The following is a 25,696-nucleotide window of genomic DNA, read 5'->3' as shown; positions in this document are numbered from 1 at the left end:
GATTACTTAAAATTTAAATGACGAGCGCCATCAATATTTTTAATTGTAATAACGTGATGCTCTTCAGGTATAAAGTTAGCAATTTTATTTGGCCATTCCATTAAACAGTAATGATTTGAATAAAGATATTCTTCAATTCCAAAATCTAGGGCTTCATCTTCATGATTTAAACGATAAAAATCAAAATGATATACTTTACCATTATTGGTATCATATTCATTAACAATAGAAAAAGTAGGGCTTGATACTTCATCACTTGTACCAAGAGTTTTTACAAATTCTTTGATAAAAGTCGTTTTTCCAGCACCCATTTCTCCTTCGAAAGTGATTAGTTTATAGCGAAGATTGGCAAAAATATCTTTTGCAACTTCAGGCAATTCGTTTAAATTATGAATAATAAATTCCATTTATTTTTTTGGTGTTAACACAATCATTGGTATAATTACTTCTTCAAGAGATATACCACCGTGCTGGTAAGTATTCTTGTAGTAATTTACAAAATGATTGTAGTTTTTCGGATATGTTAAAAATAAGTTTTCTTTTGCAAAGATATACTTTGATGTAACATTTACTTTAGGTAAAAAGAATTTTTCTGGCTGATCGACAGCTAAAACATCTTTTGGATCATATTGTAATTGCTTTCCTAATTTGTAACGTAGATTAGTACTTGCTTCTTTGTCACCAATAACTTTTGTAGGTTCTTTTACGTAAATTGTTCCGTGATCAGTAGTTAAAATAATTTTCATTCCTTCGTTTGCCGCTTTTTTTACAATCTCCATTAAGTATGAATTCTCAAACCAATGTTTTGTAATCGAACGATACGTTTTATCATCACGAATCATTTCACCAACAATTCTGTTATCTGTTTTTGCATGCGATAGAATATCAATAAAATTATAAACAATTACATTTAAGTTATTGTTTTTATAATTATTAAAATCATCCGCAATTTTTTTCTCAAAATCAGAATTAAGTATTTTGAAATAGTTGTAAGATAAATCGCCTAAACCAATACGTTTAAGTTGTTCACCTAACAAATCTTTTTCAAACATATTTTTATTTCCTTCATCGGTATCATTTAACCAATAATCAGGATATTTATTTTCTATTTCTAACGGCATTAACCCCGCAAAAAATGCATTACGTGCATATTGTGTTGCAGATGGTAAAATGCTGTAATATAAATTTTCGTTTTCGGAATTATAATAACGATTAAAAATTGGTTCTATCACTTTCCATTGGTCGTAACGTAAATTATCAACCATAATTAATAGTACGTTTTTATCTTTTCCTAATTGTGGACGAACTAACTGATTAAAAATTGTGTGTGATAATACAGGACGATCATCTTCATCATGTAACCAATCTTCGTAATTTCTTTCTATAAATTTAAAGAATGCTGCATTTGCTTCGCTTTTCTGATTTTCGATAATCTCTGTTAAAGCAGTATCTTCTATATTTTCTAGTTCTAATTCCCAATAAACAAGTTTTTTGTAGATTTCTTGCCAATCTTCGTAATCACGTGCATTCATCATTTCCATTGCAATGTTTCTAAACTCTTGCTGGTAATTGATAACTGTTTTTTCTGATATAATTTTACTAGAATCTAATATTTTTTTTAAACTTAATAAAATCTGATTTGGGTTAACAGGTTTTATTAAGTAATCTGCAATATGAGAACCAATCGCATCCTCCATAATATGCTCTTCTTCACTTTTTGTTACCATAATAACAGGAAGTGAAGGACGCAATTCTTTAATTTTAGGTAATGCTTCTAATCCGCTAAGACCAGGCATGTTTTCATCTATAAGAACAGCTGCAAAATTCTCTTTTTCTATTACCTCTAATGCATCTGTAGCATTATTAATCATAGTTGTTTCGTATCCTTTTTTCTCTAAAAAAAGTTGATGTGGTTTAAGTAGGTCTACTTCATCATCAATCCATAAAATTTTTATAGCCATTGTTGAATTTTATTATTAAAAATATATTTTGTTAAGTCTAAAGATTAAATCAAATATAATGATTCGTCAAATGTTAAAATCAAAATAGTTTGTTAAACCTTAAAACAGTAAATCTAAAATTCTAATTACATAAATAGTTCCAAAAAATGCTCAGAATAAAATTTAAACAATATTTTAAGAATGTTTTCCCTGATCACTAGTGTATAAATGACTATATTTTATATCTTTGTTTGAAAATAAATACGTTTGAATTCATTAAAGAATAATAAGTTAAAGATAATTAATGATCCTGTTCATGGATTTATAACAATTCCTAACGAACTTATCTACCATATTATTCAGCACCCATACTTTCAAAGATTACGCAGAATTTCCCAAACAGGGCTTACAGAATCTGTTTATCCAGGTGCCCGTCATTCCAGATTTCATCATGCTTTAGGATGTATGCATTTAATGCAAAAATCACTAAATACCTTAAAAAGGAAAAATGTTGACATTACTTTAGAAGAAGAAAATGGAGCATTAATCGCTATACTTTTACATGATTTAGGGCATGGACCTTTTTCTCATTCATTAGAACAATCTATTATAAATGGTTCACATCACGAAGAAATTTCTCTTCGATTGATGGAAGAATTAAATAATCATTTTGATCAGCAATTAACTTTAGCAATAAAAATTTTTAAAGGAGAATATCCTAAAAAGTTTTTATCTCAATTAGTATCTAGTCAATTAGATTGTGATCGTATGGATTATTTGAAAAGAGATAGTTTTTATACTGGCGTTGTAGAAGGAAATATTAATCCGGAACGTATAATATCTATGATGAATGTTTCTGGTGATGAATTGGTGATAGAAGCAAAAGGAATTTCTTCTGTCGAAAAATTTTTAATGGCAAGAATGTTTATGTATACGCAAGTTTACACCCATAAAAAATCTTTTACAGCAGAAAATTTCTTAATTAGCGTTCTTAGAAGAGCCAAAGAATTAACTCGTGAAGGGAAAAATATATTTGCAACATCTGCTTTTAGATATTTTTTAGAAGAGAATGAAAAAGAGGGTTTATCTAAAAAAGGATTAGAAATTTTTACACGCTTAGATGATTCGGATGTATTATCTGCGATAAAGGAATGGCAGTATGAAGATGATTTTATTTTAAGTAAATTATCAAAAAATATTATTCAACGTACATTACCAAAATCATTTTTATTTGATAAAGAATTATCAGAAAATGATTTGTTATTAGAAAGAAGAAGAGTAGAGTCGAAGTATAAAATTGATGATGCTAGTTATTTTGTAGAACAAACAACAATAAAAATTCTCCCTTATAATAAATCGGACAATCCGATAAATGTTTTATTTAAAAATGGAGACGTTAGAGAAATTTCTTGTTCAGATAAAAGTCTGTTAACACAGTTTTTACAACAAGATATTACAAAATACCACTATCATAGTATATAAATCAGCTATTTAATAAATTTGACAAAAAAGTTAAATTACTTAAATAATCATTTTATAAATTTAAGAATAATTATTAGTTTTGCAGACTATGAAATTTAAAGCTGCTGATATTGCACAGTTATTGCAAGGAACCGTAAAAGGGGATGCAAATGTAGAAGTTTCGACATTGTCGAAAATAGAAGAAGGAAAAGAAGGGTCTATTTCGTTTTTAGCAAATCCGAAATATGAAAACTTTATTTACACTACACAAGCGTCAATTGTTATTGTAAGTAAAGATTTTGTTGCGACAGATTCTATTTCTTCAACATTAATTGTTGTAGAAGATGCTTACCAAGCATTTACTCAGTTATTGCAGCATTATAATACAATAAAAAATAACAAAGTTGGAATTGAAGAGTATTCAAAAATTGACTCTTCAGCAGAACTTGGTAAAGATATATATGTTGGAAGTTTTTCTTATATTGGAGCAAATGTTTTTATAGGAGATAACGTGAAGATATATCCAAATGTTTCGATAGGAGATAATGTAACAATTGAAAGTAATACTGTATTACACTCTGGTGTACAAGTTTACGAAGGATGTAAAATAGGTAAAAACTGTATTATCCATTCAAATGTTGTAATTGGTTCTGATGGTTTTGGATTTGCTCCAACAGCAGATGGATCATTTGAAAAAATTCCTCAAATAGGGAATGTTGTTATAGAAGATAATGTAGAGGTAGGTTCTGGTTCAACTATTGATAGAGCTACAATGGGATCTACAATTATCAAGAAAGGAGTAAAATTGGATAATCAAATTCAAGTTGCTCATAATGTTCAAATAGGGGAGAATACAGTAATTGCTTCACAAAGTGGTATTGCTGGTTCTACTAAAATTGGACGAAATTGTATGATTGGAGGGCAAGTTGGTATTGTTGGACATTTAACAATTGGAGATTTTGTACAAATACAGGCACAAAGTGGTGTTAATGCAGATGTAGAATCAAAATCTCAATTATATGGTTCTCCAGCAATAGATGCATCAAGCTTTAGAAAATCATATGTGCATTTTAGAAAGTTTCCAGAAATTGTGAAACGAATCGATAAATTAGAAAAAGAAAACAAACAAAAGTAAAAGTTAATGTCTGATAAGCAAAAAACTTTAGCGAACGAAGCCATACTTAAAGGAGTTGGTTTACATACAGGTAAATATGTTACATTAACATTTAAACCAGCTGATCCTGATACTGGATTTGTTTTTGTAAGAACAGATTTAGAAGGGCAGCCTCAAGTAGAAGCTGATGCACAATATGTTGTAAGCACTGCAAGAGGAACAACATTAGAGAAAAAAGGAGTTAAAATTCATACAACTGAGCACGTTTTAGCTGCTTTAGTGGGGATGGATATTGACAACTGTTATATAGAGATAGATAATGCAGAACCACCAATTATGGATGGTTCTTCTAAGTTCTTTGTTGAGGCAATAGAAACTGCAGGAATTGTAGAGCAAGACAAAGACAGAGAGTATTTCCGTATTAAAGAAATTGTAACTTATGTAGATCCAGAAACTGGTTCTGAAATTACTGCAATTCCTTCTGATGATTATCAAGTTACTGCAATGGTAGATTTTGGAACAAAAGTTTTAGGAACTCAAAATGCAACTTTATCATCTATCAGTAAATTTAAAACAGATATTTCTCAAGCAAGAACATTTTGTTTTTTACATGAATTAGAACAATTATTAGAAGCTGGTTTAGTAAAAGGTGGAGATTTAGACAATGCAATTGTTTACGTTGACAAAGAGATTACACCAGAAACTAAAGAAAAACTTTGTAAAGCTTTTAATAGAGAAGATGTATCTATTCGTCCAAATGGAATTTTAGATCATTTAACTTTACATTATCCAAACGAAGCTGCTCGCCATAAATTATTAGATGTTGTTGGAGATTTAGCTTTAGTTGGTAAAAAATTAAAAGCTAAAATTATAGCAACTAAACCAGGTCACCATACAAATACAAATTTTGCTAAAAAGTTAAGCAAACAAATTAAGTTAGCTCAACGCAATAAAGCACCAGAATTTGATTTAACAGCAGAGCCAGTTTATGATATTAACGATATCATGAAATTGTTACCACATCGTCCTCCATTTTTGTTGATTGATAAGGTAATTTCTAAAACATCAACAGGATTAGTAGGTGTAAAAAATGTAACAATGAATGAGCCATTCTTTGTAGGTCATTTTCCTAAAGAACCTGTTATGCCTGGTGTATTACAAATTGAAGCAATGGCACAACTTGGTGGGTTATTAATTTTAGGAGAATTAGAAAATCCTCAGGATTATTCAACTTATTTCATGAAAATTGAAAGTGCTAAATTTAAGCGAAAAATTATTCCTGGAGATACACTTGTGTTTAAACTAGAATTAGTAGAACCAATTAGGAGAGGAATTGTACATATGCAAGGAATTGGATATGTAAATAATCAGATTGCTGTAGAGGCAGAAATGATGGCAGTTATTACAAAAGAATAATAAAAAGAATGGAAGTTATGAATTATCCGATGGCGTATGTTCATCCTACTGCAATTATAGGAGAAAATGTTACAATTAGTCCTTTTTCTTCTGTTTACGAAGATGTAGAAATCGGAGATGGAACTTGGATTGGACCTAATGTTACAATTATGTCTGGTTCCCGTATTGGTAAAAATTGTAAAATTTATCCTGGTACAGTAATTTCTGGAGAACCTCAAGATTTAAAATACGAAGGCGAAAAAACCTTAACATATATTGGTGATAATACAACAATTAGAGAATGTGTAACAGTAAATAAGGGAACAAATGCCTTAGGTTATACAAAAATCGGAGATAATTGTTTAATTATGGCTACTGCTCACATCGCACACGATTGTGTTGTTGGGAATAATGTTGTTATTGTAAATGCTGTAGGTTTAGCGGGACATATTGAGGTTGGTGATTTTGCTTTTATTGGTGGATATAGTGCTGTACACCAATTTACAAAAATCGGAGAACATGCCTTTGTTGCTGGTGCAACACAAATTCGTAAAGATGTTCCTCCTTATGTAAAAGCAGCTAAAAACCCTGTAGCTTATGCTGGTGTTAATGCAATTGGATTAAGAAGAAAAGGATTTACGTCTGAAGAAATTTATGAAATTCAAGGTATTTATAGAATTTTATATCAACAAAAGAATAACGTATCTCAAGCTGTAGAACAAATCTTAGAAAAATTTCCTGATTCTCATTATCGCGAAGTTATTTTAAATTTCATTAACTCTAGTGATAGAGGAATTATGAAAGGTTACAGTTCTGGAGTATAATTAATTTTAATAAAAAAAGAATAAAATAATATGGCAACAACTTCTGATATCAGAAAAGGTCTATGTATTGTATTTAATAATGATACTTACAAAATTATCGAATTTTTACACGTTAAGCCAGGTAAAGGACCAGCTTTCGTTCGTACTAAATTAAAATCTTTAACTAACGGAAAAGTATTAGACAATACTTTCTCTGCTGGACATAAAATTGAAGAAGTTCGTGTAGAAACACGTAATTATCAATATTTATACGAAGATGATAATGGTTTCCATTTCATGAACAATGACGATTTTTCTCAAGTATATTTAAATAAAGATTTAATTGATAATGCTCAGTTTATGAAAGCTGGTGATGAAATTAAAATCTTATTCCGTGCATCTGATGAGACTGCTTTAGCTGCAGAATTACCAAATACTGTTATAATGGAAATTACTTATACAGAACCAGGTCTTAAAGGTGATACTGCTACAAATGCTACAAAACCTGCAACGACTGAAACTGGAGCTGAAATTCGTGTTCCATTATTCATTAACGAAGGAGATAAAGTAAAAATAAATACTGAAGATGGTTCTTATGTAGAGCGTATTAAAGAGTAATTTATTTAAACTATATATAATACAAAAACCCTCTATTTTAGAGGGTTTTTTTGTGTTTGAAAATTTGATGTATTTTAAATTTGCAATATATTTGCAATATTATTTTTAAAGTAAGGTCTTATTTTAATGATTTTTAATTTAATTAATTTTAAGTTTTTCTTTTTGCCTTATTAGATCTGTTACAAGTCCAAGAATCAACACAGTATCTTCATCATTTAACTGAATTGCGTTTTTATACTTTGCATTTTAAACAGAAATAAGAGTTACATTTATACTAATTTGTAAAGTATTTCTATTTTTAAATGAATACTACTACAAAATCACCACAACTTCAACGCTATAAACTCTAACTAAAAAATTAAAAATTTATGAAGAAAATTTTATTAATCAATGTGATGTTTTTATCTGTTTACACTTATTCACAAGTAGGGATAAATACACAAATGCCACAAGGTATTTTACATGTAGATGCCAAAAACAATAACAGCACTACAGGATTACCAACATTAGAACAGCAGTCTGACGATTTCGTAGTAAGTGCAAATGGCAATGTAGGTATTGGCACAACAAATCCAGATGCTTCTGCTATTTTAGAATTAAACGTAAATCAATTAGCTGATGGAAGTAAAAAAGGTTTTTTAGCACCAAAGTTATCTTTAAAATCGAGGGTAGATATTTCTACTATTCCAAATCCAGCTGTAGGACTATTAATTTATAATTTAGGAACTGAACCTACATTTACTTATAAAGGCTATGTATTTTGGAATGAAACAGAGTGGAGAGCGATTGATGGATCATCTTTAGCTGAAGGAACAATTGGATCGATTACTTGTAATTCAGTTACATTAATACCTAGTAATTATACTACTGGAGTATCATACAATGGAACTATGAATGTACCATATACTGGAGGAAATGGAGGTACATACCAAGCTCAAACATTAGGACCAATTAATGGTTTAACTGCAAGCTTATCTGCTGGTAATTTTGAAAATGGAGCTGGCGCATTAAGTTATAATATATCAGGTGTACCAACACTATCAACACCTAATACTACAACTTTTAATATTTCTTTAGGTGGGCAAAATTGTAGCGCAGTAATAGGAGCAGGAGATGGTATTTCTCCTGGTGATTTAGTTTATTATAAAACGACTATACCTGCATCTGTAGGTGGAGGAGGAAATAATGCAGTTATTAGCTCTAACTGGATGAATTTCCATGCAAGTGATTTACCAGTTATAGGAGGTAAGCTAAGGCTTGATGGTTATTTTAGTGCTCCTGTTACTGGATCTGGTACAATTTCATTTAATCCAAGACTTGTAAATGTTTCAGATAGTCCAGTTAGATTTTTCTTTAGCGCAATGACAACAGTTGATAATTTTAATACTGCTAATATTGTTTTGTCACCAAATGGAGGATGGGTGAATCTTGACAATGGTATTTATAACGGTTATGGAGAAAATAACACAACATCAAATCCTAGTGCAGCAGTAACTTCTGTTGGTCAAGCTAATACAGAGGTAGTTACAGTGGATTTATCATTAGATGATAAATGGTATAGAATTTATTATTATCCAATAGTTGATAATAATAACACTACTTCCATTGCAGATGATCAAAGAAAAATATTCTTATCAATTCAAAGATTATATTAAATAACAATTTATATGTCATTAAAAAAAGCTCCAAAAGGAGCTTTTTAATTATTGTTATATCGTTTACCAATCAACTGTATCTTTTTCTACTGGTTTTGTCGTATTAGGCTTTTTGTTATATAAAAAGTCTAAGTATATTTTACTGTAAGAATTAAAAAGTTGTAATAATTTGAAATAATTTACATCATTTAACTGAATATTATTTCCAGTATTATTTAAGGCATTATCTATAAAATCTCTGATTTTAAATTTTGGAATATTTAAATCTTTTGTAAAATAATCTTCTCCAAAATAGTTTTTGATTTTTGTAATCTTATCATATTTTGTTTCATAGTCTATTAATGCTTTTCGTTGTTTAGCTTTTCCAGAGAAAACATCATATAATCTACCAACATCTAATCGTGTTAGAGTAATATCTCCACTAAATAACCCAGCTTTTATAGACGAAGTATCTTTTATAGGTTTTAAATCTGGGTTTACACCAAGGCTTTTATAAAGATTTGTAATAACATCTTGTTTTCTACCATTCTTTACATCTTTTTCTAAAATACCAGTTAATTTTTGCCCAACGTAGGCTGTGTTTAATTGAATTGTTTTTACAGCTAAATGAATAATAATTTCTGATTTATTAAATAAAGTTGGTCTTAGGATAATTTGTCTATTTTCGTACCAATCGGATTGAATTTGTAATGTATCATTCACTTTTGCTTCAATAAAGAAAGTTCCTGTAAAATTAGAAATTGTAGTATGATTTGTTCTTAAATTGGTAATGTAAACTCCTTCTGCAATTTCTTCAGAATCGTCAATAATTAAATTTCCTTGTACCCATTTTTGTTGCGAAAAGATAAATGGCGACAATAATAAAACTGTAAATGTTAGTAATGATTTCAATAGGATATTATTAATACTTGATTTGCTTGTACGAATATATGTTGAAAATAATTAACGATAATTATATTAACAAATACTTAGCTAGGGTTTAGAATTCTATTAAGAAATTACTGACTTTGATTTAACTCTTTTAGATACTGTTTAGAATATTGTTCCAAATCAATCATAATTGTACCGAATTGTCTATTTAGCACTTTATCTTTTAATGGATATCTTGCATTAACATAGTACAAAAATTCTTCAATTTTATATTCAGGAATATTTAATTGATTCGTATAAAAGTCTTTAGGGTAGTAATGTTTTACTTCCTGTATAAGAGATAACTTAGCTTCGTAATTTCTTACTTTTCTTTCATCTCTATAAAAACCATTCATATGACCAATTAAACGAACAGGATTTAAAACATCTAGAGGTTTAAATTTAGCAATGTCTCTTTTTGGTTCCAAATCTCTCAAACGTTGATCTAAACCAATTCTGTCGTATAAATCAGTTTTTTTATCACGTTGAAATTTTGCTTGTAATGGACTTTTACCAATTGTAACATTTCCTAATTCTATTGTTTCTATATTAAGGTGAGCCTGTAAATATCCTTTAGAAAAAATACTCTCATTGATAACAATTTTTCTTGGTATAAGAAAATCCGCTTCAAAAAGAATTGTGTCTCCAATAGCAGCTTGTATAGAGTAATATCCAGAAGAACTTGTGTAGGTTTTACTCTCTGTACGAGAATTTTCTACTCTTACACCAGCAATAGAAGTTACATAATCGTTTCCTTCATCTACAATCACAGAACCAGTAATCAACTTATTTTGAGCATAAGAGATGACAGAACTTAGTATAAAGAAATAGGAAAACCAATTTCGCATAATTATTAACCTTTTAATTTTTGTTTTATTTTAGACCAACGATAATTTCTTATAAATTTTTCTTGATCTTTAGTAACCATTTTTGTTGTTTTATTAAAAGAAGCATCAAAATACCCTTTCAAATAAAACACAATATACGAAAGTTTCTTTTTACGCAAAGCTAATTTTGTTCCAGCAATTACAGTAATCCAAAATCCGTAACCTAAAGCATAATAAGCAGAGCCTTGTTTGTACAAAGCAGATTTATTATAACTTGCGCCTGTTGGTTTAAGATGTTTAATATGTAAGGAATCGTCTGTTATAACTTTCCAGCCATAATATTTACATAATAATTCATCAACAGTATCCCATCCCATATGTGGACGTAAACCACCAATTTTTTCGTAACACTTTTTTCGATAAGCTTTAAAAGCTCCACGAATATGATCTTTATCTGTTAAACTTTCTAAAATCCAGTTTCCATTTTTTTCAATGTATGCAAAACCGCCTACCATTGCAATTTGTTCGTCCTGATTAAAATGATGTAAAATTGTTTCAAAATAATTAGCTGGTATATCTAAATCAGCGTCTAGTTTTACAATTATATCATAATTGGGATCAATTATTTTATAGCCTTTTAGAAATGCCTGAACAACTTTACTTCCTGGCTGATGTTCTCCTTTTGATAAAATATTTAGAAGCTTTATAAAAGGATATTTTTGCACATATTCTTCTACAATTTTCTGTGTTTTATCAGTCGAATTATCATTTACAATAATAACCTCATGCGGCAAAATAGATTGTTTAACAATACTATCCAGCGTAATTGCAATAAAATTTTCCTCGTTATGCGCTGGTATTACTATTGTATACTTAGACAGTAAAATTTTCTTTTCGTTCTGCATAAATGGCATAATATCTAGGTGTAAATTTTCTTAGCAAAGGTCTAATCCCAATTTTATTTGATGGATGCGTCCATTTGTGTCTATGAATTACTTTCCAACCAGCTTTTTCCATTAACATATCAAATTGCCAATCCTCAAATTCGTGATAATGTACATCACGAGGATCATTCTGATTACGATAAGCAGGAGAAAACCATAATCTCATTGGAATTGTTGCTAATAATTTATCTCCAGGTAAATTTCTTAAAACTTCCATAGGATTAACCAAATGCTCTAAAATTTCTAATGCTGTAACAAAGTTAGCATCATAATTTTGTAAATCCTTGTAATGATAATCTAAATCATCACCATTTGTATTTTTTACATCAAAACCATTTTCAATCATTACTTCTGTAAATGGATTTTTAATACCTAAATCAAGTAATTTATCAGTTGGTTTAGCAAATTTCTTTAACAATGATAAAGTTTCATTGTATCTTTTTTGAGGATATATTTTGTACATTTTTAATGTCACTTTTAAGCGATAAATTTAATCATCTATTTTTAATTTTATTCGTTTATAATTTATTTTTTTATTGCAAATTTGCATTATGAAAACTATACAATATTATCGTTTAAGAAATAATAATAAGGTTGAGGGATTTGCCAAAGAAGTTGATGATACAACTTATTTTAAAGCTTACAACGAGTTTTCATGGCACGAAAATCCTATACTGTTTGATACAATTGATGTTGGTCTTAAAGTTTTAGACAAACGTAATAGAAGATTATATACAAATGATATTGTGCTTTATAAACTATTATCTAAGCCATCTTTAAGAAAAGGTTTTGTTGCTTATGAGCCTTTAAGGAGAGATTTCGGAATAATTGATTTAGAAACCTATCATTTTACACCTTTTTTTGCAGATGAATTAGCTCTTTTCGAAAATGATCGTTTAGAAGTTATTTCTCATTTATTCACTACAAAAGAAAAATCAAATTAATTCTAATCTTACTTATTTATAATTTGTACAAATTATATTAAGATTAATTCTTAATATTTGTTTAATACACGCTACAACCTTATTTTTGTATTCAAAACTCAACAAAATTGTTATCTAAAAAAACCAAATACGGACTAAAAGCAATGGCTCATTTAGCCAGGCAAGAAAGTAATAAGCCTGTTTTGATTGGTCAAATTTCTGATATAGAAGTTATTCCAAAAAAATTCTTAGAAGCTATTTTGCTAGATTTAAAAAAATTAGGGTTTGTGAACTCTAAGCAAGGAAAAGGAGGAGGATATTATTTGGCAAGAGAGCCAAAAGATATCAGTTTAGCTTCTTTAATAAGAGTATTAGAAGGTCCAATTGCTCTTTTACCTTGTGTTAGTAAGAATTATTACGAGAAATGTGATGATTGTCCTAATGAAGGTGTCTGTACTTTAAATAAAGTAATGGTTGAATTAAGAGATTCAACATTAGAAATCTTAGAAAATAAATCTTTAGAAAGTCTAAAATAAATATACAAGAATAAAGCCTGATTAAATCAGGCTTTATTCTTATATATAAAAAAGGATATCTTATAAATTATAAATAAAATTATATAATTATAACCGCTACATTTTTGTTAATTTTATAGCTTATTAGTTTATAATGACTCATCCATCAATAAAAGAAAGATTCAGAGAAATTCTTCTACAACATAATTTTCCTCAACATTACTATTTATTAGCAATTAGTGGGGGAGTTGATAGTATGATTTTGCTGAATTTATTTCGAGAATCATCTGCTAAGTTTCAAGTTGCACATTGTAATTTTCAACTTAGAGGAGATGATGCTATTCGCGATGAAGAATTTGTAAGAGATTATTGCGCCAAGCATACAATACCGTTTCATTCGGTAAAATTTGATGTAGAAGCATATCAAAAAACAGGAAATTACTCTGTGGAAATGGCATGTAGAAATCTACGTTACGATTGGTTTAAGGATGTACAGAAAGTAAATAATTTAGATTATTTAGTAACTGCTCATCATTTAGATGATAATTTAGAAACGTTTATTATTAATCTTTCTCGTGGAACAGGATTAAAGGGATTAGTTGGAATGCAAATAGATAATGGAAAAATTTTTCGTCCATTATTAGAGTTTACAAAATCTCAATTAATTGCATATGCTCAAGAAAATAATTTAGATTGGAAAGAAGATTATACAAACGAAACAGATGATTATACACGAAATAAAATACGTCATCATATTTCACCTATCTTAAAAGAAATACATCCTCAATTTAATGCGAATTTTTTGCAAACATTAGAATTTCTTAATGATAATCAGCAAATTATAGCGCAACAAATACAACTTGTTAAAACAAGTTTATTTAAAGGAGAAAACCCTATCAGAATTAATGTTGATGAATTAAAAAAATTGAATCCATTAGCATCTTATTTACATTATTTATTTGAGTCGTATGGTTTTTTATCAACCAAAGAATTAATTAAATTTTTAGATTCAAATACTGGAAGTGAAATTAAATCAGATACTTATAGATTAATAAAAGATAGAGAGAATTTACTCTTAATTATAATTGAAAAATCTACCGAAAATGAAATTCAAATTTTAGATGATTTTATTGAAATCAATTCGCTAAATTTGAAGTTCGTAAAATCTAAAAATCCAAACGAATACGCTACTGAAATAGTAGACTTTACGACAATTTTATTTCCATTAAAATTAAGAAAAGTAAGAGAAGGTGACTTCTTTTACCCGATAGGAATGAATGGGAAAAAAAAGTTAGTAAATAAGTTTATGAAGGATTTAAAACTATCAAAATTAGAAAAAGAAAATGTTTGGTTGCTTTGCGATCAAAACGATCAAATAATTTGGATAGTTAATCACCGTTTGGATGAAAGATTTAAAACGACGCAAACAAGTAAAAACTTTTTAAACATTACGTTATGTTAAAGAAACTTTGGATACTTTTTTTGTTTCCAATTTTAGTAAATGCTCAATTATTTAGCCCAGCTAAATGGACTAGCGCTGTAAAGGAAGTTGGTCAGAATGAGTTTGAAATAGAAATTACAGGGAAAATTGACAAAGGTTGGCACCTTTATTCTTCTAACCACCCAGATGGTGGAGTAGGAATTCCTGCAGCAGCAACTTTTAAACCTGCGGCTAACGCGAAATTAGTAGGAGGTATGCGTGAAGTTGGAAAACGAATTGATAAATATAGTGACGTTTTTAAGCAGGATGAGAAATACTTCGAAAATCAAGTAAAATTTGTTCAGAAAGTAAAAGTCTCTGGAGATAAACCAGTAAATGTTACTTATCTAATAGAGTTCCAGATGTGTGATGCACAAAGATGTTTACCACCAGATGAAACAAGTGGAACTATAAAATTAACACCAACTGCGAAAGCTGAGGAAAAAGATAAAGTAGAAGAAAAAGCTGAAAATAAAGTTATAGAGCCTGTAAAAGCAGATTCTGTAGCTCAACAAATAGCAAAAGATACTATAGTAAAAGATAGTGTTCCAGCTACGATTGACGCTAGTACAACTACTTCTAAAGATATTGATGAGTCTTTATTAGCTGATAACGAAAAGAAAAATAATGGATTATTAAAAATCTTTTCTTTAGGATTTTTAGGAGGATTAGCAGCATTGTTAATGCCTTGTATTTTTCCAATGATACCGCTTACTGTTAGTATGTTTACAAAACAAAGTAAATCTAAAACAGAAGGAATAGGGAAAGCTTTTATTTATGGTTTATCTATTATAATAATTTATGTTGTTTTAGGATTAATAGCAACAGTTTCTTTTGGACCATCATTCCTAAATGAAATGTCAACTAACCCGTGGGTTAACTTAGGATTCTTTGCAATTTTTATTGTATTTGCAATTTCATTCTTTGGTGCATTCGAATTAACATTACCTAGTAAATGGGTTAATGCAGCAGATAAAGGAGCAGATAAAGGAGGTTTAATAGGAATTTTCTTTATGGCGTTTACATTAGCATTGGTATCATTTTCTTGTACTGGACCAATCATTGGATCTTTATTGGTACAAGCAACACAAGAAGCTAATTATTACTCTTTAATGGTAGGAATGTTCGGATTCTCTTTTGCTTTAGCAATTCCATTTACCTTATTTGCAATGTTCCCAGGTTGGTTAAATTCTATGCCAAAATCTGGAGGTTGGTTAAATACAATTAAAGTTTCTTTAGGGTTTTTAGAATTAGCATTTGCATTAAAATTCTTATCAAATGCAGATTTAGTATGGCAAATGAATTGGTTACCAAGAGAAATTTTCTTAGCATTTTGGATTGCAATTTTCTTCTTCTTAGGATTATATCTTTTAGGTAAATTTAGATTAGAATTAGACGCGCCAACGCAAACAATAGGTATTCCGAGATTATTCTTTGCAATATTATCATTTACTTTTGTTGTTTATTTAGCACCAGGAATGTGGGGAGCTCCATTAAAATTATTAAGTGGATTAACACCACCAATGACGTATTCTGAATCTCCTCGTGGTTTTCATGAAGGTGTAAGAGGAGGACAAGCTGTTGCAAAGTTTGATGATCCTAATATTACAGCTGGTCCACATGGAATACCATCGTTTAAAGATTTTGATTTAGCAGTAGTTTATGCTGAAAAAGTGAATAAACCAATATTGTTAGATTTTACTGGACATGCTTGTGCAAACTGTCGTAAAGTAGAAGAGCGTGTTTGGAGCGACGAAAGAGTAAAGAAAATTTTAGCAGAAGAAGTAGTTCTGGTTTCTTTATATGTAGATGAAGCTAAGGAATTACCAGAAGATCAAAAAGTTTTTTCTAAAGCTTTAGATAGAAACTTGAGAACAGTTGGGAATAAATGGACAGCTTTTGAAATTGAACATTTTAATGCAAACGCTCAACCATATTATATTATAGTGGATAAAGATCTTAAACGTTATTCTAAACCATTAGAAGCAGAATTAGATGTAGAAGTTTATCTGAAATGGTTGCAAGATGGAATTGCAAGATTTAAAGAAAACAAATAATTAAATAAATAAAAAAATAGCCTCAGAAATTTTCTGAGGCTATTTTTTTATTTAGAAATTGGCACTTGAGAAGGCCATATTAATTTTGATGTATCGAATCCAACTTTATTAGCAGATTCTAAAAATCGTGTTTTAACTACATCTGATATTTCTTTTCTACGAGATAATATCCATAATAATTTATAATCTTCACTTGCAATTAATAAATTATTATAGTCTTTATCATAATCTATCACGTATAATTTTTTTGCTAATCGAGGTAAAAAAGTTGTCGAAAAAAGCCCAACATTATCAATATCTTGATTGGCTATTCCATCAATTTTTCGCCAATTTTTTTTCTTAGCATCATAACCACGAACAATAATTTCTATGCTACCATCTTCTTCCTCAAGAATAAAACGATGAGTAACATTTGTTAATTTAAGCTGAGATTTATTTTCGATACGAGCAATTTCATACCAACGTCCCATAAATTCATCTAAATCAAAATTTTGTACAGGTTTATATTTAGTATTCTTTTTATTATGTTTGGCGATATAAGCAGTTGTACCAATGGCTAAAGCTGCTAATGCTAATTTTTTTAAATTCATTTTAATCTTATTTTGTAAAACAATTAATTCATAACCCCTAATTGTTTTAAAATTTTTTCTTCATAGGGATCAATCTCAAACTGATTAAATTTTACAAATTCTGTTCCGTTTTTCAAATAACCCAAATGATAATTTTTTCGGATAACAGGTTGATTATCGAAACTTTCGAGAATAGGTAATTCAGAAATTGCTTCAAGAATAACCTCATTATTGATAGAAATTAAACCAAAGTTCATTAAATAATTATCTTTAGAAAGAAAGTAAGGGAAGTAAGCCAATATATCAGGTCGTTTAACTTTTAAATCTGTCGCTTTACCGAATGTAATAAAATTTTGATCTACAGGAGTAAGATATTCATACTGATAATCTATTAATAATTTATTTTCTTTATCAATTAATCCCCATTTTCCATTTAATTCAACACCAGCTAATCCAGCTTTAAAATCTGTACATCCATCATATTGAAATGGAATAATAATTTGATTCATTAAATCTATAAAACCCCATTTTCCATCTTTTTTCGCGGCACATAGATTCTCAATAAAATCACTTGTTAGTTCATATTCGAACGGTATAATAATTTGATTTGATTTTGTGATTAAACCCCATTTATTATTTTTTAAAGCACTGTAAGCGTTAACAGTAGTTAACACAAGTTTGTCAAATTCTAATGGTAAAATTACTTCACCATTTCTATTTATTAGCCCAAATTTATTATTTACAGAGATAGGAGCTAAGTTATTTCTATCGAATGTTGTTAACTCTTCAAATGTAGTTGTATCCTTATGTACAAAGTCATCAAATTGATCTGTATTTTTTGGGATTAATATTTCCATTTCACTGTATTGTTTTTGTATTAAGTTTTTAAAATATAATTGATTATATAAAAAAATAAAGAATTATATGTGTTTTGTTTATTTAAATTATTATTTTTGTAGTAACTAACAAATCAAACCTAATGAATATTTTTACCAAAACTATTATTTCGGCCACTATCCTAGCTAGTTATTCGGTTGAAGCTCAGAATCAAAGTGTTGAATTTATTAATATCCCTACAACAGTAAATTATAATTACGAATTTAATGGTTACTGGGGTATTTATGATGATAAAGATTCTAATTATAAAATTACTGGAGCAAAATTAATCAACAATTCTTCAAAAACAAGTGAAAATTTATATCTTGATTTATTCCTAGTTCCACAAAATGAATCAATAGATTTAAATAATTTACCTAATAAAATAACTACTAATGCTAAAATAGGTAAATTAGAACCTAATGGTACTAGTTTTAATAATGTTGTTGTTAGCATTAAAAATACTGATATAGAAAAGCAAAATCTTTATAAATATATCCCTGTTTTAGTCTTAAAAGATAGAGAGACAGGAAGTATTTTGAATTATAAGGTTTTGAATAATAATATTAATGGTGTTAAAAAAACTGAATACACTGTAGTAAAAGATAATTCTGCTACTCAAAACACAAGTACAACAACATCTAATGTAAATGTTTTTGATCCAATCCCAACAGCTACACCAGAGTTTAGTAAATTTAATCCTTATGTAGTTGCTGAAAGCAATTTAGATTTATATAATATAAATAAAGAAATTAAACTTCCTGGAGATTGGAAACTTGAAATTGATTTTGAAAAAATGACAGTTTCAGTTGATGGAGAGAATAATTCAATAGATAATTACAAATTAAGTAATTCTAATAAATTAATCTTAATGATTTATTTATCTAAAGAAAATATAAATAAAGATAAAATGATAAATGGATACGATTTTGTTAGTTTTGAATTAGATCCTATTGATGGAGGAACAAGATTGGTAAGTCCTAAATTTCATGATAACATAACTAAGTTAGCACCTGCAGGAGAATATTATCCTTTGCTAGTTTTAAAAGAATTAAATACAGAAAAAGGAGAGTACTTAATAAAATCTGCTGTAAGAATTGGAGATGCAGTATCATTTTAATTAACCTTATTATAATATAAAAAGCGAAACCTAATTAGGTTTCGCTTTTTTTGTTTGATATAAATAATAAACGAGTTGAATATAATTACTGTAACTTATAGTCCCTTCATCATTATTTGCTTTCAAAAACTGATTATTTAGTTCAGAAAAAACTTCGCTTGATTTACCATCATATTTTGAGTAATGATTAATTTCTGCTTTCCTATCTATAGTTATTTGTGGATACATATTATCAAGTTCCATTTTTACAAAATATGGATCTGATCTGTAGATTGCTCTCAAAAGAGAAAAAATACTTTTATAGTAAATAGAATACCTTACATCTGGATTCTGAGAATAAGTTCCTAAATAATAAGCTAAAAAGTTAGCTTCACTTTCTGATGCAAACCCCATTTGATGTCCATACTCATGGAATAGTGTAGAAGGTTGCTTTAAATCCGTATTAAACTTGTTTAAGTTAGCTTCTACAGTAAAAGGATTATAGTACCCTAAAATACCTAAATGATTTTGAATAGAGGATATAAAGGATAATTTATAATGTGGATTTTTCAAGAAATGGTAATTCTTTAACCACTTTTCATTTTTTAATTGATATTGAAGTTTTAAAAATTCTTTATTGTAATCATCCAAATTAGAAGTAAATTTTACAGTTGTCATAGAATCATTTTCAGAAATTAACTTTCTAACTTCTATAGCTTTTTCTAAATCCGAACAATAAATTTCCTTTAGAACCTTAGTTTCTATAACAAGTTTACTTTTATCAAAGCTTAATGTTTCCTTTTTATACATTACTCCCCAACTTAACATATAAATAAAATAAATCACATTTAAGAAGACAAGGAATTGATAAATTCTTTTGATTAAATTCTTCCTATTTGTAAAAATACTTTTTAAAATTAATGTTAAAAATGTTAAAAAAATAATTCCTATAAATGCGTAAAAAAATTCACCAAAAGGTAGAATTACAACGTTTGAGATATTAGAAATTAATTTAGAAATTGGAAAATTAATGTAATTAATTATAAAATTATTTACTGCTTGAAATGAAAATAATACCGAAAATAAAATAATTTGTCCAATAAAAATTGAAGAGATTATAATTATTTTTTTCCGCTTGTATAGTGTGTTTACACAAAACATAAATGTTATAAATTAATTATAAAATTAGATAAAATATTATCAATAATTAATATGAGTTAATATATCTTTTAAATATTAGTGTTGAAATTACAGAATAAAATTTCAAGAATTTTAATGAAGTAGGTTTTGATACAGTTATTTAGCAATTGATTTAAACGCTTATTTGTTAAATGTTTATAAACTTTTTTTTTGTTTTTTGTTTTTTAACTACATTTGCATCAACAACCTTAAAATCTATCTTATGAATACATGCCTACAATGCAACCAAACGCTTTTTGGTCGCAAAGACAAAAAATTTTGCAACGATTTTTGCAGAAACACATTTAATAACAATCTTAACAAAGACAAAGTAGAAATTGTTAGAAACGTTAATAATAGACTTAGAAAAAATAATCGTATATTGAAGAGTTTATTAGATGTTGGAGCGATTTCTGTATCTAAAAATCAATTAGATTTAAGTAAATTTGATTTTAGATACATCACAAATTTAAATGATTCCAAGGGTACACCAATTTATTATGTGTATGATGTTGGATATCAACCGTTAGACGAGGAAAATTATTTATTATTTCAGGAATAAATTTTTATTTTTTTATTGAAAAAAGCGTATTAAGTTTTTAATACGCTTTTATTCTATCCATTTATTATTAATAAATAATCCGAGAAATATAAATTCCTCGGACTATTTTATGATTTTTAATAAATTTTTCTAAATTATTCTTCATTAAAATATTTAAAGAAATATGGAATAGTTTCAATTCCTTTATAGAAATTAAACAAGCCATAATGCTCATTAGGTGAGTGGATAACATCAGAATTTAATCCGAATCCCATTAAAACAGATTTTGTTCCTAATTCTTCTTCAAATAAAGCTACAATAGGAATAGAACCACCACCTCTTTCAGCTAAAGCTTCTTTCTCAAATGTTTCAGCAAGTGCTTTTTTAGCAGCTAAGAAACCTTTGTGATTTGTTGGTAAAATGTATGGTTTCCCTCCATGATGTGGTTTAACCTTAACTTCTACAGATGCTGGAGCTAACGTTGGGAAATATTCTGTAAACTGCTTAGTTACAACATCAGGATCTTGACCAGGAACTAAACGCATAGAAATTTTTGCATAAGCATGTGATGGAATGACAGTTTTTGCACCTTCACCTAAATATCCACCCCAAATTCCATTAACATCTAATGTAGGACGAATAGAAGCTCTTTCTATAGTAGAATAATTCTCTTCTCCTTGTACATCAGCAATTCCAATAGATTTTTTATAATCTTCTAAAGAGAATGGTATTTTAGCTAAATCTTCTCTTTCATCAGAAGTTAATTCTAAAATAGGCTCATAGAATCCAGGAATAGTAATATGTCCTTTTTCATCTATTAACTTACCAATCATTGTTGCTAAAACATTAATAGGGTTTGGAACAGCACCTCCATAAACACCAGAGTGCATATCTCTATTCGCTCCTTTAACTTCAACTTCCACATAAGATAATCCACGTAAACCAACAGAAATAGATGGTTGTTCGTTAGATACCATAGATGTATCAGAAATTAAAATAACGTCGTTTTTTAATTTTTCTTTATTATTTTTTACAAAATTAACTAAAGATGGAGAACCAACTTCTTCTTCTCCTTCAATCATAAACTTAACGTTGCAAGGTAACTCGTTCGATTTATTTAAAGCTTCAAAAGCTTTTACATGCATAAACATTTGACCTTTGTCGTCTGCAGCTCCACGAGCAAAAATTGCTCCATCAGGATGAATTTCTGTCTTTTTAATAACAGGTTCATATGGACCAGATTCCCATAATTCTAAAGGATCAGCAGGTTGTACATCATAATGTCCATAAACTAAAACTGTAGGTTTTGTTGGATCTACGATTTTTTCTCCGTAAACAATAGGAAAACCTTCAGTTTCGCATATTTCTACATTATCTGCACCAGCTTCGTTTAAATATTTTGCAATTAATTCAGCAGCATCATTAACATCTTGTGTGTAAGCAGGATCTGCACTAACAGATGGAATTTTTAATAATTCGATTAATTCATCAAGAAAACGTTGCTTATTATCTTGTATAAATTGTTGTGTATTGTTCATTCTTTTTTGTTATGAATAATAGGTAAATTTAAACATAATTTCTTGACTAAACTTCCTTATTGAGAAAAATTATTTACCGAAAAACCTTTGTATCTTCGCAAAAAAAATAAAGATGATTTTATACAATACCACTTATATTGTTGAAGAAACAGTACATGACGATTGGTTTTTATGGTTAAAAGAAGAACATATCAATGATTATTTAAAGTCGAAATGCTTTGAAGGTGCTCGTCTAGGTAAGATTACATCGTATATAGAAAAAGGAGCAGTAACTTATTCGTTGCAATTATTTGTGAAGGATGAATTGACTTTAGATCAGTTTAAAAATAACTTTTTGTCAGATATTCAACAAAAGAGTATTCAGAAATACGGAACAAATGTTTTATCATTTGCTAGCGAAATGGATCATATAGGAGATTTTAGCTAAAAAATATTAGTAATTATTACTAACTAAAAAAGGTTGTTTCTATTAAGAAACAACCTTTTTAAATTTATGTTTTGTAGATTTTAATTAATCTAAAACTTCCATATCAAAATATAAAGTAGCGTTTGGTGGAACAACTCCTCCAGCTCCTCTAGATCCGTAACCTAATTCAGCAGGGATAATTAAGAAAACTTTAGAACCTCTGTTGAACATTGTTAAAGCTTCCATCCAACCTTGGATTAATCCTGTTACACCAACTGTAGCATCTAATGGTTGACTTCTGTCGTAAGAAGAATCTAATTTCTCACCATCATTTAAACGTAAAGTGTAGTGTACTTGGATTGCATCTCCTTGTACTGGTTTTGCTCCATTACCTTCTTCAATAACTACATATTTTAAACCAGAAGGAGTAACTTGTGCTTTAGCTTCTAAATCTTTTTGTCTGTTAATTTCAGCATCTTTTTCAGCTTTTATTTTTGCTTCAGCTTCTGCTTGTTTTTTAGCATGATTAGCTTTTGCATCATCAAATGCTTTAGCTCCGTCATATTTAGCGTATTTATCACCTTTACGAGCAATCTCTACTTTCTCAATAACAACAGGAACAACTGGTTTGTCACTTGGTGTTTTTTCTACATTAGAAATAGAATCAACAACTTCTAAACCTTCAACAACTTGTCCGAAGATTGTGTGACGTCCGTCTAACCATGGAGTAGGAACTTCTGTAATAAAAAACTGAGAACCGTTTGTTGCAGGACCAGAATTAGCCATAGATAAAACTCCTTTTTTATCGTGTTTTAAACTTGGTTCAAATTCGTCTTCAAAATCATAACCAGGACCTCCAGTTCCAATTCCGTCTGGATCTCCACCTTGGATCATGAAATCTTTAATTACACGGTGAAAAACAATTCCATCATAATATGGAACTCCTTTTGCTTTTGCTTTATTCTCTTTTTTTCCTTCTGCTAATCCAACGAAATTAGCAACCGTCATTGGAGCTTCTTCTTCGTATAATTTGATTGTCATTGCACCATGATTTGTTGTCATTTTAGCATACAATCCGTCTTCTAAACTTTTAAATTCTTCTTTGCTCATCGATTTTGGGATTTTAACACCACAACTAACTAACGTAGTTATAACTGTTAAGATTAATAATAATTTTTTCATTATAGGTTTTAGTGTTTATTTATTTTTAAGACTTTTACATCCATAATAATTGGTTCATCTGGACCTATTTTTCCTTCATCTCCATAACCACCATACCCTAAAAATGAAGGTAATAATAGTTTTGCACTCTCTCCTTGTGGAATATATTGTAGTCCGGCGTGTAAACCTCTTGCTAAATCTGCTTTACCTAGTACAACTTTTTTAATGCCATTATCTTGATAAGAATAAATAACATTATTTTCTAAATCTGTAACTTGATATTGAAACTCAATGTAATCTCCTTTATTAGCTGTTTGCTCAGTTCTCTGTCCATTGTTAGAAATCCAAAAACCAGAACTTGTTTTTACATATTTTAGATCTGATTTTTTCATATACTCATCAAACCATTGTAATTCTTCTTGGTGTAAAATTTTTCCACGTTCTTGCGAGCGTTTCATAAAATCATCATTAGAATACTCAACAGGATATTGTATTACTTTTTGTTCACAACTTAATAAACCAATTAATGCGAAAGCTATTAGGATAATTCTTTTCATTTAGATGACAATATTAGTCAATTTCTCTTTATATTCGGGTAAAATACTTTGTAAATAAGCAATTGTTTCTTCTATAGAAACATCTGATCGTCCACCAGCAGCATTCATGTGCCCACCACCATTAAAATGTTTACGCGAAAACTCATTTACATCAAAATCTCCTTTTGATCGAAGTGATATTTTAATAAAATCGTGATGTGTATCTTCGATAAAAATAATAGAAAAAATGAAATTTTCTACACTTAGACCATAATTAACAAAACCTTCCGTATCTCCTTTCTGAAAACCATTTGCTAACAAATCTTCACGTGTTAAAAACATAAATGCTGTACGGTATTCTGGTAAGAAAGTTAAATTGTTTAGGGTTAATGCTAATAATTTTAATCGTCCTTGTGTTTGTGAGTCGTTGACATAAGAAGTTACTTTGTCAACTTCTACACCTTTGTCTATTAATTCGGCAACAATTCTGTGTGTATCAGCTGATGTATTACGAAAGCGGAAACCTCCAGTATCTGTCATCATTCCTGTGTAAATACACTCAGCAATGCCTTTGTCTATTTTATCTAAGTCGCCCATGGCTTCTATAAAATTATAAACCATTTGACAAGTTGCTGGCATTTCAATATCAGAATACATAAAATCGAATGTATCTGGTTCGCGATGATGATCAATTAATATTTTAGGCGCAATAGAACGTTCTACCCAATTTCCTAAATCATCAATACGAGTAATAGTATTAAAATCTAAAATAAAGATTAAATCTGCTTGATGTATAATTGCTTCTGCAACTTTTGCCTTATAATCTGCAATAACAATGTCTTTTGCAGCAGGCATCCATTTTAGAAATTTAGGAAAATCATTTGGTGCAACAACATTACATTGGTGTCCCAATTTTTTTAAATAATGGAACATAGCCAAAGTAGAACCTATCGCATCTCCATCAGGATTTTTGTGAGGAAGAATAGCTATTTTCTTCGATGTTGATTTTAAAAGAGCTTTTAGCTCTTCGAAATTTGTCATTTGCATAGTTGCAAAGATAAACAAACAACTCAAAAAAAATGGAGGCTAAAGACAATAATTGCTAAATCCAAATTAATCTCATGAAATAGTGTAACGTAATCTACTTTCT

The 25,696-nt window shown here is 28.9% G+C and carries 26 protein-coding genes; 13 read left to right on the top strand and 13 right to left on the bottom strand.

The genetic code is table 11. The features are described 5' to 3' along the window. Positions 1-2 precede the first annotated feature (2 nt). Complete coding sequence (tsaE, locus tag BUA86_RS12480; protein WP_072933139.1) at positions 3-407, bottom strand: tRNA (adenosine(37)-N6)-threonylcarbamoyltransferase complex ATPase subunit type 1 TsaE; 405 nt, start codon at positions 405-407, stop codon at positions 3-5. After that, entirely contained in the window at positions 408-1,961 is a 1,554-nt protein-coding gene (porX, locus tag BUA86_RS12475; protein ID WP_072933137.1) for a T9SS response regulator signal transducer PorX, read from the bottom strand. It abuts the gene before it with no gap. Positions 1,962-2,207: 246 nt separating this feature from the next. On the opposite strand from porX, the gene BUA86_RS12470 reads away from it, so the two are divergent. The 6 genes from BUA86_RS12470 (at position 2,208) to BUA86_RS12445 (ending at position 8,986) form a co-directional block, all read left to right on the top strand. Continuing rightward, positions 2,208-3,422 (top strand): HD domain-containing protein, encoded by a 1,215-nt coding sequence (locus BUA86_RS12470; protein ID WP_072933135.1) that lies wholly within the window; start codon positions 2,208-2,210, stop codon positions 3,420-3,422. Between the two features lie 88 nt (positions 3,423-3,510). Beyond that, a complete protein-coding gene (gene lpxD, locus BUA86_RS12465; protein ID WP_072933133.1) occupies positions 3,511-4,536 on the top strand; it encodes a UDP-3-O-(3-hydroxymyristoyl)glucosamine N-acyltransferase in 1,026 nt (341 codons plus the stop codon). Between the two features lie 6 nt (positions 4,537-4,542). Beyond that, positions 4,543-5,931, top strand: coding sequence for a bifunctional UDP-3-O-[3-hydroxymyristoyl] N-acetylglucosamine deacetylase/3-hydroxyacyl-ACP dehydratase (locus tag BUA86_RS12460; protein ID WP_072933131.1), 1,389 nt, complete (start codon positions 4,543-4,545; stop codon positions 5,929-5,931). A 17-nt stretch (positions 5,932-5,948) separates the two neighbouring features. Then, on the top strand, positions 5,949-6,734 hold the full coding sequence (gene lpxA, locus BUA86_RS12455; RefSeq protein ID WP_072933175.1) for an acyl-ACP--UDP-N-acetylglucosamine O-acyltransferase: 786 nt from the start codon (positions 5,949-5,951) through the stop codon (positions 6,732-6,734). Positions 6,735-6,764: 30 nt separating this feature from the next. Continuing rightward, positions 6,765-7,331 carry an elongation factor P gene (gene efp, locus BUA86_RS12450; protein WP_072933129.1) on the top strand — a complete coding sequence of 189 codons (567 nt, stop codon included), beginning with the start codon at positions 6,765-6,767 and terminating at the stop codon, positions 7,329-7,331. A gap of 368 nt (positions 7,332-7,699) precedes the next feature. Continuing rightward, positions 7,700-8,986 carry a hypothetical protein gene (locus BUA86_RS12445; RefSeq protein WP_143147320.1) on the top strand — a complete coding sequence of 429 codons (1,287 nt, stop codon included), beginning with the start codon at positions 7,700-7,702 and terminating at the stop codon, positions 8,984-8,986. 63 nt (positions 8,987-9,049) lie between these two features. Here the strand turns inward: BUA86_RS12445 and BUA86_RS12440 are convergent, their stop codons facing one another. The 4 genes from BUA86_RS12440 to BUA86_RS12425 form a co-directional block, all read right to left on the bottom strand. After that, a complete protein-coding gene (locus tag BUA86_RS12440) occupies positions 9,050-9,877 on the bottom strand; it encodes a hypothetical protein (RefSeq protein ID WP_072933126.1) in 828 nt (275 codons plus the stop codon). A gap of 107 nt (positions 9,878-9,984) precedes the next feature. Next, complete coding sequence (locus BUA86_RS12435; protein WP_143147319.1) at positions 9,985-10,743, bottom strand: hypothetical protein; 759 nt, start codon at positions 10,741-10,743, stop codon at positions 9,985-9,987. A gap of 5 nt (positions 10,744-10,748) precedes the next feature. Then, positions 10,749-11,636, bottom strand: a complete 888-nt coding sequence (locus BUA86_RS12430; protein WP_072933122.1) for a glycosyltransferase family 2 protein — start codon at positions 11,634-11,636, stop codon at positions 10,749-10,751. Continuing rightward, entirely contained in the window at positions 11,596-12,129 is a 534-nt protein-coding gene (locus tag BUA86_RS12425) for a class I SAM-dependent methyltransferase (protein ID WP_072933120.1), read from the bottom strand. Before BUA86_RS12425 ends, BUA86_RS12430 begins: the two co-directional genes overlap by 41 nt. Positions 12,130-12,217: 88 nt before the next feature. On the opposite strand from BUA86_RS12425, the gene BUA86_RS12420 reads away from it, so the two are divergent. The 4 genes from BUA86_RS12420 (at position 12,218) to BUA86_RS12405 (ending at position 16,641) form a co-directional block, all read left to right on the top strand. After that, positions 12,218-12,610, top strand: coding sequence for a hypothetical protein (locus BUA86_RS12420; RefSeq protein WP_072933118.1), 393 nt, complete (start codon positions 12,218-12,220; stop codon positions 12,608-12,610). Positions 12,611-12,717: 107 nt separating this feature from the next. Beyond that, positions 12,718-13,125, top strand: coding sequence for an RrF2 family transcriptional regulator (locus BUA86_RS12415; RefSeq protein WP_072933117.1), 408 nt, complete (start codon positions 12,718-12,720; stop codon positions 13,123-13,125). Between the two features lie 133 nt (positions 13,126-13,258). After that, positions 13,259-14,566, top strand: coding sequence for a tRNA lysidine(34) synthetase TilS (gene tilS / locus BUA86_RS12410; protein WP_072933115.1), 1,308 nt, complete (start codon positions 13,259-13,261; stop codon positions 14,564-14,566). Continuing rightward, positions 14,560-16,641 (top strand): protein-disulfide reductase DsbD family protein, encoded by a 2,082-nt coding sequence (locus BUA86_RS12405; RefSeq protein WP_072933113.1) that lies wholly within the window; start codon positions 14,560-14,562, stop codon positions 16,639-16,641. Before tilS ends, BUA86_RS12405 begins: the two co-directional genes overlap by 7 nt. A gap of 47 nt (positions 16,642-16,688) precedes the next feature. Here BUA86_RS12405 and BUA86_RS12400 read toward each other — a convergent pair whose 3' ends face one another. Further along, positions 16,689-17,231, bottom strand: a complete 543-nt coding sequence (locus BUA86_RS12400; protein WP_072933111.1) for a lipocalin family protein — start codon at positions 17,229-17,231, stop codon at positions 16,689-16,691. 23 nt (positions 17,232-17,254) lie between these two features. Further along, positions 17,255-18,067 carry a WG repeat-containing protein gene (locus BUA86_RS12395; RefSeq protein WP_072933109.1) on the bottom strand — a complete coding sequence of 271 codons (813 nt, stop codon included), beginning with the start codon at positions 18,065-18,067 and terminating at the stop codon, positions 17,255-17,257. A 122-nt stretch (positions 18,068-18,189) separates the two neighbouring features. Here BUA86_RS12395 and BUA86_RS12390 point away from each other — a divergent pair, with 122 nt between their 5' ends. Then, on the top strand, positions 18,190-19,206 hold the full coding sequence (locus tag BUA86_RS12390) for a hypothetical protein (RefSeq protein ID WP_072933107.1): 1,017 nt from the start codon (positions 18,190-18,192) through the stop codon (positions 19,204-19,206). Positions 19,207-19,236: 30 nt separating this feature from the next. On the opposite strand, the gene BUA86_RS12385 is transcribed toward BUA86_RS12390, so the two are convergent. Continuing rightward, the gene (locus tag BUA86_RS12385) at positions 19,237-20,346 is read right to left on the bottom strand and encodes a DUF3810 family protein (RefSeq protein ID WP_072933105.1); all 1,110 of its coding nucleotides are present in this window, start codon (positions 20,344-20,346) and stop codon (positions 19,237-19,239) included. Positions 20,347-20,746: 400 nt separating this feature from the next. On the opposite strand from BUA86_RS12385, the gene BUA86_RS16290 reads away from it, so the two are divergent. Beyond that, positions 20,747-20,926, top strand: coding sequence for a hypothetical protein (locus BUA86_RS16290; protein WP_229731758.1), 180 nt, complete (start codon positions 20,747-20,749; stop codon positions 20,924-20,926). Positions 20,927-21,060: 134 nt separating this feature from the next. Here BUA86_RS16290 and BUA86_RS12375 read toward each other — a convergent pair whose 3' ends face one another. Next, positions 21,061-22,443, bottom strand: coding sequence for a dipeptidase (locus tag BUA86_RS12375; RefSeq protein WP_072933101.1), 1,383 nt, complete (start codon positions 22,441-22,443; stop codon positions 21,061-21,063). Positions 22,444-22,555: 112 nt separating this feature from the next. Here BUA86_RS12375 and BUA86_RS12370 point away from each other — a divergent pair, with 112 nt between their 5' ends. Further along, positions 22,556-22,870 (top strand): DUF4286 family protein, encoded by a 315-nt coding sequence (locus BUA86_RS12370; protein WP_072933099.1) that lies wholly within the window; start codon positions 22,556-22,558, stop codon positions 22,868-22,870. Between the two features lie 84 nt (positions 22,871-22,954). On the opposite strand, the gene BUA86_RS12365 is transcribed toward BUA86_RS12370, so the two are convergent. From BUA86_RS12365 to BUA86_RS12355, 3 genes are read right to left on the bottom strand one after another with little or no spacing between them, the layout of a single operon-like run. Then, positions 22,955-24,031 (bottom strand): peptidylprolyl isomerase, encoded by a 1,077-nt coding sequence (locus BUA86_RS12365; RefSeq protein WP_072933097.1) that lies wholly within the window; start codon positions 24,029-24,031, stop codon positions 22,955-22,957. Between the two features lie 8 nt (positions 24,032-24,039). Next, complete coding sequence (locus tag BUA86_RS12360; RefSeq protein ID WP_072933095.1) at positions 24,040-24,567, bottom strand: FKBP-type peptidyl-prolyl cis-trans isomerase; 528 nt, start codon at positions 24,565-24,567, stop codon at positions 24,040-24,042. Then, positions 24,568-25,593, bottom strand: a complete 1,026-nt coding sequence (locus BUA86_RS12355) for a DHH family phosphoesterase (RefSeq protein WP_083580369.1) — start codon at positions 25,591-25,593, stop codon at positions 24,568-24,570. It lies immediately after the preceding gene. Positions 25,594-25,696 lie beyond the last annotated feature (103 nt).

The organism is Chishuiella changwenlii, assembly GCF_900142565.1.
Classification (GTDB): Bacteria; Bacteroidota; Bacteroidia; order Flavobacteriales; family Weeksellaceae; genus Empedobacter; species Empedobacter changwenlii.
The sequence above is the reverse complement of the archived record's forward strand: the minus strand, read 5'-3'. Positions and strand labels throughout refer to the sequence as shown.